This window comes from Lysinibacillus sphaericus (assembly GCF_015844675.1).
GTDB lineage: Bacteria > Bacillota > Bacilli > Bacillales_A > Planococcaceae > Lysinibacillus > Lysinibacillus sphaericus_E.
The window spans coordinates 18,643-34,772 of record NZ_LDGC01000072.1 but is presented as its reverse complement, the minus strand read 5'-3'; the positions used below and the strand labels follow the sequence as shown (position 1 = coordinate 34,772).

Genomic DNA, 16,130 nt, shown 5'->3' with positions numbered 1-16,130 from the left:
TTATTTTTTCTTCTGCTTTGTTACTTGCATACCGCCGATGATAAGCATGATAACCCCAATTACTGCCAAAATAATCCGAACTAAGAATGGACTCAATGAAAACACTGTTTCACCTTGCAAGTGCAATCTAAATAATTTTTCATTCAGCCCCACAATCGCCATTAATGGCTTAAGAAACAAACTAAGCGCTAATAATACTATCCCCAAAATAATATTGCTTTTCATTTATTCAAAACCTCTTTTCCAATTAAGGTAAATGAAAATTAGTACACATAAACAATCTATCATTTTCTAGAATCTTATTCGATATTGTCAATTTTTGCTTGATAATATCCACAACAAGTCACTGTAAGTTTAATTTGGATATTTGGCTTAGGTGCCATTTTTCCTTTTGGAATTCTTATTAGTAAAATTCTTGGTGTTAATTTACTTACTACAGGCAATCCATTAGGTACTTTAGGAGGAATAGTTGCAGCTCCCCAAGCTTTTTATATTCCTGTATTTATTATTGTATATATGAATATACCTGAATATCTCCCCTTCACAATCGGTTTACTTGCAGGCTCACATTTTTTGCCATACATATGGATTTATAAAAGTAAAGCTTATTTATTTATTTATTTATTACTTTAGGCACATGTCTTTCCGCTCTAATACTAGGTGGATTCTTTGTTGATTCAGCATACACTCTCGTACCTTTAGCGATTTCTATTGTGTATGGTATTGGAGTTATGTTAATTCTAAGAGAACTTAAAGACAGTCTTGTTTAATCACCTTTTATTAGGTGATTTTTTTTATAGTATAAGTCATTTCTCGGAGTTCTAATTCATTTGGAAATGTTGATATTAACCCGTGTAATCTATCCCTTGCCTTCCCCAAGTCATCATTTTTAATATCCTCTTCTATTCGTTTTAAAGCCTTTGGAATTTCCTTTTTCAATAAAAAAACACCCTCGTTTAGCCTATTTCCTTACTTACTCTAAAATAACCGTTTCCAATTAGGATCTTTTTCGTCTTTTTCATTTGGTATTCTTACAAACTCAATACACCTTTCTTCACAAGAACCAAATTCAATAAAGTTTTTTTGTGCTTGCCTTAAGGAAGGAATATTAGCTCCTCCATCATAATCAGGGTCTTTAAATTGAACTCCATCATCTTCCCAAAAACAAATTCCACATATATCGTAAGTTCCCGGTGGCTCTTCGTCTAATGTTCTATATCCACAACAAGGGCAAGTATATTTCATATAATTCCTCCCATCTATCTTCCTCACGCCATTTACTAAAACTTTCCCCAAACCCCTTCATTGTTTGATTTTTTGCATCGTGCTTTTGTTCCCATTCAAGTAAGGTTTTAGCGTTCAACCAATCACTTCTTTTTATTATCAAGTTATTTCTTTTCACTTTATCTTCATATGTAATTTTTCCCTTCTTAAACTAAACCGCGCCGTTAGCACAATAAGGAAATGGAGCTGTCTATCCTTCCCAATGATCTTCAAGCAAACCTCCTTGAGGATACTAAATTCAATAATTTTCTTTTTTCCAACTTTTAAATTCTCGAAACTCTAAAAAGCTATAAGTTATTATCATTGATAAAATAGGTACAACATAATACTTCGGAGGTCCAAATATACAGATAACAACAATGAGACCTGCAATATAAAGTGCAGTATATAAAAGATATGATTTTTTTCGATATTTTAAATATAGTTTTACCTTACTCATTACTTTTCCTTTCACAAAAAAATACTACTAATTATCTACCTTGAACTATCCTGCTTAGTTAGTAAAAAACGTCTTCACTTATTGGAGAAATGCCCCTGTTCTAATTTCTTACCAAAGAATACTTGACCTATCAAATCTTAACAATGTATTACTTTTATTTATATGTGTAATTTTTTCCACATCTCGCTCAACTACATAGTTAGAGTATATTTCTTCACAAATTCTTGATATTCGATGAAGTAGTAAATTACTTTATTTATTAATCTCCTCAAAACCAACGTTCTAAAATTTTCCTAATTATGTTATGCTTTGATATAGAAAATCCACATTTTAGGAGGGGTCTATATATGAAAAAACATACTACAATCGGAAAATTCATTTATTGGATAGGCTTATTTATGTGTATGAGTGGATTTGGAACGTCGCTCGGCCCTCTTCATTACAATTCATTTATTCCGAACAAATCTGCAGCACTACTATACATTTTTATTGGAATTGCTTTTTTGTTTACTTCAAACTTTTTTAAAAATAGAACTAATCGATAACTAAATGATGTTTTTTCTTTACCTTCACATATTCACTCAATATAGGGATGTAATTTAATATTGTACTTTACTATTTCTGCTCATATCAGTGACATAACTCTTAAGTGATGCCAACTTATAAAAAAAGAAACCACTCAAAAATAATGAGATGGTTACCTCTTTCAGTTAATAGTAAGGGAATAAAATGAAGCCTCAGATATTTGATAGCGACACCAATTAACTTGATATCGATGTGTTGCTCCCCCTAATAAGATTACAACCAAATTTTCGCTAATTGTGATACTCCTTTTATGATCTCTTCTTCACTTAAATTACCCAACCCAAGTAATATATTTGGATATTGTGGTTTATATTTCGAGAAAGTTTGTGAGCAAGGATGAACTGCTATTCCGTGTTCATATGCGCTTTCAATTAGCATTTTTTCACTCATTTTTGTTTTAACTTCAATAATAACGTAAACTCCGGAGCTACTACCTTTTATTTCAACATCATTTTTAAAGTGTTTTATTAATTCCCTATTCAATAGATTCATTTTACGTTTATACAAAGCTTTCATCTTCCTTAAATGTGAGTACCAATAGCCTTCATTCATAAAAGTCGCAAGTGTTCTCTGGTGAATAGATGAGGATGTTTGCTCAAGCAAAGGAAGGATCTTTTTATATTCACTTACTAGCCTCTTTGGCAAAACCATATAACTAACCCGGATAGAAGGTAGCAATGCTTTTGAAAAAGTTCCTAAATAAACCACCCTATCATTCGAATCTAAGCTTTGAAGAGACGGTATAGGTTGATGAATGTAACGAAATTCACTATCGTAATCATCCTCAATAATATATCCTTCCACCCTTTTTGCCCATTGAATTAACTGTAATCTTTCATTGACGGGGATCGTTACTCCGTATGGAAAGTGGTGTGTAGGAGTGACATATAAAAGTCTAGAGGATGACTGTAAAAGGCGATCGACTTGAATGCCTTGTTCTGTTACCGGGATTGGATCAATGATAAATGATTGAAGTGCAAATAAGTCCCTCGCCATATTATATCCAGGGTCTTCTACTGCCAGATATTGATAGTCTTTCTTAAGCAACAGCGTCAAAAGTAATAACAAATGTTGTGTACTACTGCCAATAATAATCTGTTCAACAGAAGCATTAACCCCTCTTGATTGGAACAAGTAATCTACTAATGCCTTTCTTAGTTGAATATCACCTTGTTTATCTCCGTATGAAAACATGCTAGAGTCTTTAATCACTTTGTTAGTAAGCATTCTCCATGTTTTTAAAGGAAAATTCTCTTGATCCACTGTCCCGATTTTAAAGTCAATCGTTTTTATGTCTGTTTGTTTCTTTTCATGATGCTGTTCTTTTATAGGTTCATAATTAAGCGTCTCATCCGATATATTTGCATCCACAAAAAACCCCTTTTTGTTCTCACTTCGAATATACCCTTCCGATTGCAATTGTTCATAAGCTAGCTGAGTTGTGTTTCTGCTGACCTCTAGTTGGAGAGCAAGTTGCCTAATTGATGGCAACTTTGTATTCCACTCTAATTTACCAGATAAAATCTGAGTTCGTATGTATTGATAAACTTGTTGGTACATAGGAGTGTTACTTTCTCGATTGATATTAAAAATTAGCTCATTCATCGTTGAAACACCTCATCTGTCATTTATGTTTATTGTAAACTGTACCTTTTAGAAATGACAGTATAAATGAATAATGAATTTAGAAAAAGGTCACTGATGACAATATTCATGTACATATTTTGTGGGAATCAACTTGATAGCAATAAGAATTCAAGGGACTTCTGTCATCTAGAGAGGTCTTAACCTAAGTTCCTCTGTTTTAGCGGATGGTACAAGGAATTTAATATATTAGAGGAGGAGGAAATATTGGATAAACCTCGATTATGGACAAGGGATTTTATCAGTATTGCCATTACTAATTTTCTCGTGTTTACAACATTTTTTTATTTATTGGTCACATTACCGATATATGCTTTACAAGAATTGCATGGTGCCAAAACTGAAGCAGGACTTATTACTACAGTTTTTTTGATTGCCTCCATCCTAACACGCCCATTGGCAGGTAAGTGGATCGAAAAGGCAGGAAAATATGTCGTTTTTATAAGTTCCCTCCTTGTTCTTTTCGCTGCTTCAACTTTGTATTTTATTCCGCAATCTTTGATTGGCTTACTATTTCTTCGCTTTTTTCATGGAATTGGCTTTGGAATGGCCACAACGGCCACTGGAGCAATTGTAGCTGATCTCATCCCTGAATCCCGTAAAGGAGAAGGAATGGGGTACTATGGACTAACGCTAAATCTTGCTATGGCTATTGGTCCCTTTTTAGGTTTAACTGTTATGCATCAAACAGCGACAAGTCTAATGTTTATATTAAATGCATGTTTTGCTTTCTTTGCACTCATTGCAGGATTATTTGTTAAATTACCTAAGAAAACTTTTATGCCTGAACAGGAAATTGAACGAAAAACAAGCATGAAAATTGGAGATTATTTAGAACGTTCTGCTATTCCTGTATCATTGGTTTCTGCTTTCTTTGGACTAATTTATTCAGGAATTATTTCCTTCGTATCCTTATATGCTAAAGAGCAAAGCTTAGTGGAAGCTGCTAGTTATTTCTTTGTTGTATACGCAGTGGTCCTTTTAATTTCACGACCTTTTACCGGAAAATGGTTTGATTTATTCGGGGCAAATATGATCATTTATCCCGCTATTTTATGTTTCGCAGTCGGTACGTTTTTACTGAGCGTATCGAATACGTCCTTATTATTTCTTGCATCAGCAGCCCTTATAGGTATTGGATGGGGAACTGTATTTCCAAGCTTTCAAACTATTGCTATTCAAGTAGCACCCCCTAAAAAGAGAGCATTGGCTACGGCTACATTCCTTTCTATCTATGATTTTGGTTTCGGCATTGGGTCATTTATCTTTGGTATTGCCGCAGCTAAAATTGATTACGGATCCATATATTTTTATTGTTCATTCCTTATCATAATCGGAATTGCTGTTTATTATTTACTGCATGGTAGACTATCTTCACATACTATTGTGAAAAAGGTAAAGAAGGAGATTGCTTAAGTTTTATGGCCAAACGCAATGTAAATTCGATTCTTCATTGAAGCATTTTGTGCAAACGTTTGTCATGCTGAGCTCGATGAACCTATTGAAAATGTAAGTTTGAAAAGAAAAAAACGCCACTTCAACTTAAACTTTGAAGTGGCATTTTGAGTACTCTTCTTTTTATCCAATGTTCGATCGCACACTTCCATATCTACTAAACTAAGATTCAACATAACATAATCGCAAATAAAGATTCTACTCACAACAAAAAATAATCTATGTTTGTGTGATTCATCAAAAATGAATACACTCTCCTCATTAGGCTTCCATAATCTCACTATCAGCATCTCCTTTATGAACTTGTTAAAATACATCTTCTATTAAATATATAGATTTCCCAATAAATATTGGTACTTTCGAAAAAAATATGTAGATACTAAGATGCGACTAAAGGTAGAATTATATATGATAGATTATGACTAGATTAAAGATTAAATGGAGGTTTTCAGGATGTTAAGAAATTTGTCGATCCTCTTACTGGTGTGTTTATTAGTAGGATGTTCAAGTAATGAGGGAGTTTCTAAGAAAAATGAAGAGGCTTCTGAGAAGCGAACAGCAGAGCAAGCTCTCCCTCAATCGAAAGAAGAATGGCAGAGTACAGTAAATACAAGTGAATGGTATGAGCAAACGAAATCTAAATTCCCTGTCGCAGCTGAACAATTTGTCGATTTTGATGGAGATAAAATCCCTGAATATATTTTTGGTTATAGTGATCAAACCAATTATGGTTACATTGTAGGGAAATATAATAGAACAAATAAAACTTGGGAGAACTGGAGTGATCTACACTATGAATATCCAATTTATAACGAGATTGCATTCCATGGCGTTCTAAATGGACCAGATGATAAAGAAATACTCATTGCGAGTGACTTTCAACCAGGCGTCAAAACGATTGCACATGAAGTAAACCTTATTAAGGCTTCTGATGATAATTCTCGTGTCATAATGGGCTTCAAAGCATATGCAGAAAATAGGGAGGATATAACTATAAATCCTACTACAAATTCCTTTCATTTAGTTGGGGCTGAATTAAATCAAACCTATGTAGTAAAAGACGATCATCTATTAGCAAATAATGAAAAAATATTGCTCGAAACAGGACTTCCATTAATACATAATAAAGCATTTATGAAAGCATTAAATAATAGTTTCACCAAAACAGGGATTTCCTTTATGGACACTATTGGTGATGGCGTTCAAAAGAATAAGGCTATAGCGAAAGAAGAATCTTTTGAAGGTGTTATATGCAAATCGTATGAAGATTACTCAATTTGCACTACATTTTACGATGGAAACATAAACAACGGACCAATTACACATGTTCTTTTATTTAACTTTAAAGAAGTAACGGCAAAAGATATTTCAAAAGCTATAAATCAAAAAGTGATAATAGAAACAAATGATTTCACGGATACTATTGACCAAATACTATATTTCGCAACATTTACTGTTGATGATGTAGTATTCCACGCTGAATTCGATGGATCTACTGAAAACGCGCTATTGAAAAGAATTAGTATTCAAAACCCTAAAGAGCACTATTAATTTTAGTAGAATTGAAAAGAGTGTAACAAAACTCAAACGCCACTTCAACATAAACATTGAAGTGGCGTTTTGAGTACTCTTCTTTAACTTACCATATCTTCTCCACCCATTCAGGATGATCTATAAATGGATTTCGATTGCCTTGGATTTCGTAAATTTTTTCATTTCTTTGTTTTTCATATTCATCTACAGGATCTTGCTTGTGCCATTGTAAAAGAACAGAAAGCTTACCGTGATAAGGAGCTGTTCCATTATTAACTTTGTCATTTAATTCAAGATCCACCTTATCTCCAACTTCATAACGAGTAGCCATATATAATAATATACGTGCTACATCACCTTTTACGCGATTAGGTGGTTCGAATGAATCTGAATCTTTCAAGCAACCATTACAACCTGCCACTGGACTGCCACCATTGTCAAAGTCTAAATTTCCTCTTGAGCTATTAACTTGTACATCGGTTGGGCGTAAGTGATGGATATCTGTTCCTGGTCCATTGCTTGTCCCAAAGTTACCATGTGACTTTGCCCACGTATGCTCTCGGTTCCAGTTTCCTACATTGCCACCACTATTTGTTTTTGGACTAGATTTCCCAGAGTAAAATAATATGACATTACTCTGATTTGTAGGATCTTCATCCGTATACTTCAATGCATTCCATACATCATCATATGAAAGTACCTTTTGTACTGAAATGATATCATGAAGGGCCTTTTTTAGTGCTTGCCCCTCCTTGTTATAAGCACTTGTATAATAATCATTAGCAATGACTGTCACGCTGAAACTTGTTGTGACACTTTTGTTTCCATCAGATGCTGTAACACCAACAATATGACTACCCTCTGTTAAATTAACTGTTAATATCGTTCCATTTATCGTGCCTTTTGTAGCAGTAAATGAAAGTTTGTCCCCATCAGGATCGGAAAAATGATTGGTTAAATCAATTTTAATTTCCTCTCCAATAGCTACAGTTTTGTTAGTAATAGGTTCTTTAACGATTGGTTGATTGTTTTCAGCAGACAAAGAAGGATTCACAATCGGTTTCCCCTTTGAATTTGTAAATTTAATTTGCTCAGGAGCTGCGCCCTTTTTATAGATGATCGATTGTAAATCTAAATTTTCAGCGCCTCTTATTTCACTGACTTTTGCACCTTCAATTGTGAGTGATTTCACGATAGTGCCTTTAAGGTCAAGAATCATCCCTGCTTTCGCTGGACTTAGGATAACATCAGTCGTCTTAAAGCCCTCCCCATGGAGTTCTGCATAGGCACCTTTAAGGAACACACCTTTTGGAATAACAGATTGAGCATCTAAATGAAGTGCTATACTAGGTTTATTGATTGTTAATTTGTTCTTTTTGAAGTTCTTATAGTCATATACTATTTCAGGTTTAATCGGTTCAACAGTTGAATCTTTATTAACATCAATTTGAACCATTACTGGATCATGGTCACTTGCACGACCGGCCATATCTGTAAAATCAGCATTAATATGAAGAATATCAACATCTGTTTTCTCTGCCAAATTGTTTGACACTAAAATATGGTCTAATACTTGTGAATTCCCCTGATATACATATGTGTATCGATCAGAAGCCTCTACTTTATTAATCATATTCGTCATAAATTGACCTTCATGGATTTTAAGCGCATCCGCAAATTGATAATCATTAAAATCACCTAAAGAAACAATGTTTGCATCTGGATTTTTTGATTTAACGTCTCCAACAAAATTAGAAACAATATTGGCGATTTTTTTACGTTGTACTTCACTACCATACTGTGGAGGCTGAATCGAACCAAATAATGGGGTATCCCCACTTTTAGAATTCCAATGATTTGCGATCACAATTATATCTTCATCTTGGAATTCAAATTGCGCTGCTAAAGGTTTACGGCTACTTTTAAACGCTTCATTTGCAGGATCAATACGCCCAGGGTTCACTGTTAATTTCCCATCTTCATAACCAACAGCTGTTGTAGCATCCCCTGCTGGAATACCATCCTTTAACTTCACTCGCTCTGGATTATAAAGGAAGCCAACTCGAATATTTGCATCTGGTGCTCCACCGTCTTGATTGTTAATTGGATCGATATTAACATACTGATACTCGACACCACCTGCACCTTTAATGGCATCAATTAATCTTTGATAACTTTGATCTGCTTTTGAATCTCCTGCAGATGGCCCGTTATTATCTTGTACCTCTGTTACACCAACAATATCAGGACTGCCCATATCAATACCAATTGCTCTTGCTAATTTTTTCGCTTTATCATCAGTAGTAGAAGTTTTGTTATTAGAGAAGTTCTCCAAATTATAAGAGGCAATTGTTAATTTATCTTCTGCCTTTACTATTTTTGTCGTCTCAGGTGATGTATTTCCTTTTTCATGAGCTGCTTTCATCTCATCTAAAGAAGCATAGATTTTAAAGTTTTGATAGGAATAGCCTACGATTCCCGTAATTGGCCCTTTAAATTGATCACCTGTCGCTACTTCAAAATCACGTGCAGCGCCATTCGGTTCTAGTCGGAATTGAACTCTGTTTGGATTTGCATTTTCTTTCTCATGCAATACCCCACCGTGAATTGTGTTTGTTGGTTCCCCCTCAAGTACTGTTACTAAATCTCCATGCTCTTGAGGTGCTACCGCTTTCACATTTCCAACTTCTACTCTCATGCCTTCGATACTTTCCCAAAAATCAATAGCATCGATCGTTGGATTAAAAATGCCAAGATTATCACTGTCGATTTTACTAAAAGACATTTTTAACTTATCGATTCCAATTGCTTTTGGTAAGGCTACACTACTTTTAATGACTTCCACTTTTCCGTCTTGATCGTCACGCACATTAATTTGTGTTGTTTTTAAATCTGTTTGCTGCCTGTCATCATAGCCATCGTATGCATATTCGCTTACTTTACCTTTAACAGATACTAAATCTCCCACTTTTATTGGCCATGGTTTCTTTCCACTGTACAGAAAAATACCTTCAGAAGTGTTCGGATCCTGATCGGCTAATTCATCTGGTGTTTGAATCGTATAATACCAATTATTATTTAACGTGAATGAATAAGTTACGATTCCTTCAATTCCTTCAACTGTTTTACCATCAAATGTTGTTGCATGACCTGCACCTTGAATATCATGAATTTGTAATTTATCTGCAATGCTATATTCAAATGTAGTTATTTCACTAAACTTGCCATCTTTAGCTTTAACGATTGTTTTTAAAGTCGTATTTTTGCTAATTTCAATTGGTGTCTCATATTTAAGACTTTTATCAGTTGGCTCTGTACCATCTAAAGTGTAATAAATTTCTGCATCTGCTGTCGATGTTGTTAAAGTTACTGTTGTTTTCCCAACAAACGTCCCACTTCCAGGAGATGCGCTAGCAGGCTTTAGTGCTGCACTATCCACTACAATATCTGCTTCTGATCGAGGAATCACCTGATAGTCTTTATCGAACTGTTGAACAATACCAGTGATAGATTCATAGTTTGTACCGACAGTTAAGCCAAGTGAATTTGTCTCATCTCGCACAAGAAAATTCGTTCCGTCATTTGCAGTAAAGTTTGCCCATCCTGCACCTTGTTGAACATCTGTTAGCGTTACATTTTTCACGGTTACTAACTGCGATTCACTCTCTTCATTAACTTGAGCCCCTGCTACTACCTTTGGGGCAGGTACCCCAGCATTTTCAACTTTTTCAACGATTGTAGCACCATCTAATTGTAGTAAACCACGATAGTCTGCTAACTTCCCTTTTAACGTAACTTCATCCCCGACAGACATAGCTAGACTAGTAGGTCGTACCGCAATACCACCTGTCTCATCTTGAACGGAAAACGTATTTTTTAAGCCCGCTGCAACTCTACCTTTGATTGTTACCGTTTCACCGACACTTTTATTTCGAGCATCTCCAATTGAGAGAATTGCCGGTACCTCGGGGTCAACAGGCCCACCTGAATTGCCATCCATTACGTGTTGGCCTAAATTGGAGAAATTATCTACCGGTAATGAATCCCATTCCGATGCTGCATAAAAAGAATCATTAATAGTTGTATCACCCGTCAAAACTGAACTCTTCCTTACTAAAGTTACATCTTTAGCAAAATCTGCTGAAGAACCAACTTGTCCAATGGAATCGACTATTTCACCAGATTTTCTTAATACGACTGGATCATTTCCATTGAAATTAATAACCGTTATGTTTTCTAGATTTCCTTTTGCTTTAATGTTTGTATCTGCATCTTTATGATGTAAAACATACGTAGCACCGTTTTCTAGAGTACCTGTTAAACTCACTTTATTCTTCGCGGTAGCTTCTCCGTTCGTATGAAGCTCTAGCGTATAATTACTTAAATCAACCGCGGCACCTGTACCATTATAAATTTCAATCGCTTTATTGAAGGAAGTTCCTTCAATATACTCTGAAATGATTAAATCTTTTGCAAGTGTTTCTGCATTTACTGTAATGGGTGCTACAGGTGCGGCAATACTTGCGACTAGAGTTGTTGCTAAAAAGGTATTTAACGGCTTTTTCCAATTCTTCTTTGACATCAGGTCAATTCTCCTTTCAATTTAAAGAATGTCAGTTTTGTGCAAAAGATACTTTCGGTTTAGGTCTATACCGTACAGACGACAATTATCGCGTACGCTATGTCGTAAATGGTCGAACTATTCAAAGCATATTTCCCCATTACATATATATGTAATCATATTATTATTAATTCACTATTTTTATAGTATTTAAATTATGTTAATGATTTGTAATAATAGAAAACACATCTACTACAGGGATTTTAACAATTTATAACATAATTTTAACATATAAATAAAATTTGACACTTACCTAATATGCTTAATTATAAAAAACTAAAACGGGCTAATTGATTTAGGCCAAAAGAAAATAGTCTCTTAACCAGTTACTGGTCAAGAGACTATTTTCTATCTTACTACTACTTTTGTATCAACACCATTATGTGGAAGCGAAGCTGCTCGTCGGACGCCCCCAGGAAGCTTTGCTCTGTGCGAAAGCGAAGCGACTGCAACAACAAATGTTTTCTGTAGCGAAAGCAAAGCGTCAGCTACAAAGCGCTCAGTCGGAACGGAGATCAACCCCTCGCTTTGCCGAAAGCCATACATTATTGCAGATAACACCTAATTTCATTGACACAACAAAATAAAGACAGATGAATGTATATTCATCTGCCCTTCTATATTTATTTTTGTTTCTTTTTATATACGATCGTAGCGATAACAAGTAAGAGTAAAATCGCTTGTCCAATCATTGTTTCTACTGTCGGATAGAAACCAATGATGTTGACCACCGGCAAGCCATCTACAATAGTTGTTGAAACAGAATCCCTTAACTGCAATGTATGCAGGCTGACACCAATAATTTTAAATGCCAAAACGTAGATTAACACCGTAGCTACAGCGAAAAATTTATGAATTGGAATTTTTCCACTTGCTTTAAATAATACAAATGCAAAAATAGCTAATACTAAAAGTGCTACTACGATCCCTAGCACAAACTGAGATGTCTCCATTTTAGGTGCAATTCCTGCATAGAATACAAGTGTTTCTGCACCTTCACGGAAAACAGATAAAAAGCTAATTGATGCCATCGCAAACACCGAGCCAGTAGAGATGGCATTGCCCATTTGTTTGGAAATATAGCGGTTCCAGCTTACCACACTCGATTTACTATGGAGCCAAATACCTACTCCAATCATCATTGATGCTGCAAGTAAACCAACATAACCCTCCATTAACTCTCGATTAGTATCAATCGTTGCAGAATTAAAAATCGTAGACATTAAAACCGCCGCAACTGCAGATAAAAGAATCCCTACAAATGCACCAACATAAATCCATTTACGCATAGATTTTTGTCCTGATTTATCTAAGAACGATACTAAAGCTAAAATAATGAGTAGCGCTTCTAACCCTTCACGCAGTAAAATAAGAGCAGCATCCCACAAGGTATAATCTGTATTCCCTTGGATCAGCTCAATTTCGGTACGAATATTCTCTAAATTGCTTTTAATACTGTCTGTATCAACTGTTGATTTTAATAAATCACTGGCGATAATCGGCATATCATTTTCAATTTTAGTATATAAACTACTGTTACGAGTGGAGATTTCAATTTCCACACTTGGCCAGATAGTAATAAATTCTCGAATTTTATCAGAAGCTGCTTTATAATCACCTGCATCGATAAAATCGTTTGCCTCATCAATATAAGCAATTAATGTAGCTAATGAATATTCACCTTCCACTACTTCTGCTGTTTCCTTACCAGCCACAAACTCCTCTATTGTTTGCTTTAAGTCAGCAAATTGAGATTTCATAAGCTCTACATCAGGTTCCTCAGCGGAAATGGAAATGCGTAAAAACGCCATTTGTGTTTCAATTTGCCCATACATCGCGATACTTTGCTCACGCACAGGTCTTTCGTTTTTATTCCATTTGATATTAAAGTCTTTATAGGCTTCATCGATTGCTGTGATGTCACCACTTGCTAAAGCTTCCTCAAATTCCCCCATGATTGGTTTAAACTTTTGCCCAAACTCTGCACGCTGCGCCGCTTCATCTACAGGATTCTCAAGCTTTTCTAATGCACGTAAAGCATTTGACAATTCAGATAGTGCCTTTAAACGTTCATCCTTAGTTGTAGCTTCAACTGCTTGTGCAAGTATATTATCAACTTTTTCTTTTGCTTTCTTTTGCTCTGATGTAACCGACGCCCAGTCTGTTGCAAACTGTTCAAGGGCTTGCTCAGCTTCGGATCCTTTATCCTGCTTCGTATTCATTAGCGCATCACTAATAGAAATGTATAAGTGACTATAAGATTGCGCTGCCTGTACTGGTACAGCAAGTGCCAATAACAAGCAAAGTACTAAGCTACAGCGCGTTAAAAAGTGCTTCACCTATATAACTCCCCTTTTGTACACCAGGGAAACAAGCGAACACTGCGCTGCCTCGATGTGTAGTATACTCATTCATTTTATCTAAACGTCCTAAGCTATTTTGAACTGTTATAAATTGGGCTGGGTCTTTTTGAAAAGATATAAACATAAGCCCTGCATCATGCGCACCTGTATTCGTCATAACACCTGATGCATAAGAATACGAGCGACGTAACATACGCGCACCTGATTTACGTGCCAAATGTACGTGTGACGTATCTGGCATAATATACTCACCGTTGCTATCCTTCGCCTCTACATCGAAATCATCGAACTCTTTCTTTTTACCAAAAGGTGCACCACTATCGCGATAACGACCAAATGTTGCCTCCTGATCTTTCAATGATGTACGATCCCATGTTTCAAGATGCATTTGAACTTTACGAGCAACTAAATAAGAGCCGCCTTTTAGCCAGCCTTTATCGACCCATACAACTTTATTTAAATCTTTGTCATCGGCAGTCGATGGATTCCCAGTACCATCCTTGAATGCAAATAAATTTCTCGGTGTTCCTCCACCAGCTGGGAATGAGTTAAAGCCCGCTTGAGACCATTTAATTTCTACTTTACCAGATGCTGCACGAACTAAGTTACGTACTGCGTGGAATGCCACCTGTGGGTCATCCGCACATGCCTGAATACAAATATCTCCACCTGTAAGTTCTTTTTGTAGCTGATCTTTTGGGAAATGTGGTAAATCATTTAATTCTGCAGGCTTCAAATGTTGGATACCAAGCTTATCAAACAAAGATGGGCCGACACCAATCGTAATCGATAAATTCGAAGCGTCTAAACCTTCTGCTTCACCTGTATCCCCTGTAGGAACTCTAGTATTTGTTGTTAAATCTACCATTAATTCACCATTCATTAAACGTACAACAAGAGGTGTCCATTTTTTGAACAACTCTTGTAGGTCTTTCTTTGATGTAAATAATACATCCAAAGAAGCAAAATAAATATTTGTCTGAACTGGTGTAATAATGCCAGATTGATGTTTTCCATAAAAATCAACTTTATTACGTGCCGTCGTGCTATCTGCAACAGGCTCGAACACATCGTAGCCCATTACTTTCATAACACCACCTAAGCCAGAGGCACCGATAGCTATACCAGCTGCTCCGATACCTGTTAGCTTTAACATGTCACGTCTTGATATTTTTTTATTCATCCATTTTTCATCATTTGACGCTGTCATTTATTATCACTCCAAAAATTACTCTAAAATAATACCCATTTGACTTAATGGTTCACCTAGTTGATTAACTGCCGCTGAAAGTGCTTTTGTGTCTTCATCAGTTAATTTTTCGTAAGAAACATATCCGCCATCAGCAGTTGCATGCTTCGCCAATAAATCATCTACTGCTTTGAATTTTTCATCTAATGTTGCAACTAAGTCTTTATCTTTCGCTTCTAATTTAGAACGTAGGATTTCAAAGATTTTTTCTGCACCTTCAATGTTTGCTTTAAAGTCATAAAGGTCTGTGTGAGAATAGATTTCTTCTTCACCAGTGATTTTTGATGTAGATACTTCATTTAATAAATCAACCGCACCTGTAATCATTAAATCAGGTGTTACTTCTACAGTTTGAACTAATGCGTGTAATTCTTTTGCGTCTGCTAGTAATTGATCTGCAACTGCCTCATAGCCTGCAGTTTTGTTTTCTACCCATAGCGCATGCTCAAGCTTATGATAACCTGACCATTCTTCTTCGCCCTTGCCTTCTTCTTTAATATCAGCTAAACGACCGTCAATACGTGGGTCAAGGTCACCAAAGCTCTCTGCGATTGGCTCCGAACGCTCGAAATACATACGTGCCGGTGCATAGGCTGCTTTTGCTTCTTCAATTTTACCGGCTTTAAATGCTTCCACGAATTTTTCCGTTTCTACTAAAAATTGATCCATTTGCTCTAATGCAAATGTTTGATAAGCTGCTAGTTCAGCAGATAAATCAACTTTTGTAGCTTTTTCTGCTTGTTCTGTTGCTGGCTTATCTTCTTTTTTAGCTTCATCTGTATTACCACAGCCAGTCATTAGAATGCCTCCTGCAACTAATACTGACAATAATGATGTTTTTTTCATGCTAAGTACCTACTTCCGAAATAGTTTATATCGAGAATGATAATGATTATCAAATACAATTGCAAGAAGTATTTTTATTTATAGTAAAAAACGACATTTTATAGTTGATCT

At 35.6% G+C, this 16,130-nt stretch carries 11 protein-coding genes and 1 pseudogene; 4 read left to right on the top strand and 8 right to left on the bottom strand.

What is annotated here, in order from left to right; genetic code table 11:
- A complete protein-coding gene (locus tag ABE34_RS17635; RefSeq protein ID WP_197143765.1) occupies nucleotides 1-225 on the bottom strand; it encodes a hypothetical protein in 225 nt (74 codons plus the stop codon).
- 132 nt (nucleotides 226-357) lie between these two features.
- Between ABE34_RS17635 and ABE34_RS25890 the strand changes: the two genes are divergently transcribed.
- Entirely contained in the window at nucleotides 358-633 is a 276-nt protein-coding gene (locus ABE34_RS25890; protein ID WP_430982171.1) for a DUF7010 family protein, read from the top strand.
- Nucleotides 634-810: 177 nt separating this feature from the next.
- Here ABE34_RS25890 and ABE34_RS17625 read toward each other — a convergent pair.
- Nucleotides 811-939 (bottom strand): annotated as a pseudogene (locus ABE34_RS17625) (DUF6584 family protein); the annotation flags it as partial.
- Between the two features lie 39 nt (nucleotides 940-978).
- Nucleotides 979-1,245 (bottom strand): CPCC family cysteine-rich protein, encoded by a 267-nt coding sequence (locus tag ABE34_RS17620; RefSeq protein ID WP_197143762.1) that lies wholly within the window; start codon nucleotides 1,243-1,245, stop codon nucleotides 979-981.
- A gap of 825 nt (nucleotides 1,246-2,070) precedes the next feature.
- On the opposite strand from ABE34_RS17620, the gene ABE34_RS17615 reads away from it, so the two are divergent.
- Nucleotides 2,071-2,268, top strand: a complete 198-nt coding sequence (locus ABE34_RS17615) for a hypothetical protein (protein ID WP_197143761.1) — start codon at nucleotides 2,071-2,073, stop codon at nucleotides 2,266-2,268.
- A 253-nt stretch (nucleotides 2,269-2,521) separates the two neighbouring features.
- On the opposite strand, the gene ABE34_RS17610 is transcribed toward ABE34_RS17615, so the two are convergent.
- Nucleotides 2,522-3,913 carry a PLP-dependent aminotransferase family protein gene (locus tag ABE34_RS17610; RefSeq protein ID WP_197143760.1) on the bottom strand — a complete coding sequence of 464 codons (1,392 nt, stop codon included), beginning with the start codon at nucleotides 3,911-3,913 and terminating at the stop codon, nucleotides 2,522-2,524.
- 246 nt (nucleotides 3,914-4,159) lie between these two features.
- Here ABE34_RS17610 and ABE34_RS17605 point away from each other — a divergent pair, with 246 nt between their 5' ends.
- Together ABE34_RS17605 and ABE34_RS17600 are read left to right on the top strand one after the other, a co-directional pair.
- Nucleotides 4,160-5,368 carry an MFS transporter gene (locus ABE34_RS17605; RefSeq protein WP_197143759.1) on the top strand — a complete coding sequence of 403 codons (1,209 nt, stop codon included), beginning with the start codon at nucleotides 4,160-4,162 and terminating at the stop codon, nucleotides 5,366-5,368.
- Nucleotides 5,369-5,860: 492 nt separating this feature from the next.
- Nucleotides 5,861-6,958 carry a hypothetical protein gene (locus tag ABE34_RS17600; protein WP_197143758.1) on the top strand — a complete coding sequence of 366 codons (1,098 nt, stop codon included), beginning with the start codon at nucleotides 5,861-5,863 and terminating at the stop codon, nucleotides 6,956-6,958.
- A gap of 88 nt (nucleotides 6,959-7,046) precedes the next feature.
- Here the strand turns inward: ABE34_RS17600 and ABE34_RS17595 are convergent, their stop codons facing one another.
- The 4 genes from ABE34_RS17595 to efeO all read right to left on the bottom strand — a co-directional run bounded on the left by ABE34_RS17595 (nucleotide 7,047) and on the right by efeO (nucleotide 16,019).
- Nucleotides 7,047-11,522 carry an endonuclease gene (locus tag ABE34_RS17595; RefSeq protein WP_197143757.1) on the bottom strand — a complete coding sequence of 1,492 codons (4,476 nt, stop codon included), beginning with the start codon at nucleotides 11,520-11,522 and terminating at the stop codon, nucleotides 7,047-7,049.
- 662 nt (nucleotides 11,523-12,184) lie between these two features.
- A complete protein-coding gene (locus ABE34_RS17590) occupies nucleotides 12,185-13,900 on the bottom strand; it encodes an FTR1 family protein (RefSeq protein ID WP_197143756.1) in 1,716 nt (571 codons plus the stop codon).
- Nucleotides 13,875-15,134 (bottom strand): iron uptake transporter deferrochelatase/peroxidase subunit, encoded by a 1,260-nt coding sequence (gene efeB / locus ABE34_RS17585; protein WP_197143755.1) that lies wholly within the window; start codon nucleotides 15,132-15,134, stop codon nucleotides 13,875-13,877. Before efeB ends, ABE34_RS17590 begins: the two co-directional genes overlap by 26 nt.
- Nucleotides 15,135-15,152: 18 nt before the next feature.
- Entirely contained in the window at nucleotides 15,153-16,019 is an 867-nt protein-coding gene (gene efeO, locus ABE34_RS17580; protein WP_197143754.1) for an iron uptake system protein EfeO, read from the bottom strand.
- Nucleotides 16,020-16,130 lie beyond the last annotated feature (111 nt).

What these genes read in the sequence shown, in the direction of transcription:
- ABE34_RS17635 (WP_197143765.1), bottom strand. Translation starts at nt 225, where the DNA reads ATGAAAAGCAATATTATTTTGGGGATAGTATTATTAGCGCTTAGTTTG.
- ABE34_RS17620 (WP_197143762.1), bottom strand. Translation starts at nt 1,245, where the DNA reads ATGAAATATACTTGCCCTTGTTGTGGATATAGAACATTAGACGAAGAG.
- ABE34_RS17615 (WP_197143761.1), top strand. Translation starts at nt 2,071, where the DNA reads ATGAAAAAACATACTACAATCGGAAAATTCATTTATTGGATAGGCTTA.
- ABE34_RS17610 (WP_197143760.1), bottom strand. Translation starts at nt 3,913, where the DNA reads ATGAATGAGCTAATTTTTAATATCAATCGAGAAAGTAACACTCCTATG.
- ABE34_RS17600 (WP_197143758.1), top strand. Translation starts at nt 5,861, where the DNA reads ATGTTAAGAAATTTGTCGATCCTCTTACTGGTGTGTTTATTAGTAGGA.
- ABE34_RS17595 (WP_197143757.1), bottom strand. Translation starts at nt 11,522, where the DNA reads ATGTCAAAGAAGAATTGGAAAAAGCCGTTAAATACCTTTTTAGCAACA.
- efeB (WP_197143755.1), bottom strand. Translation starts at nt 15,134, where the DNA reads ATGACAGCGTCAAATGATGAAAAATGGATGAATAAAAAAATATCAAGA.
- efeO (WP_197143754.1), bottom strand. Translation starts at nt 16,019, where the DNA reads ATGAAAAAAACATCATTATTGTCAGTATTAGTTGCAGGAGGCATTCTA.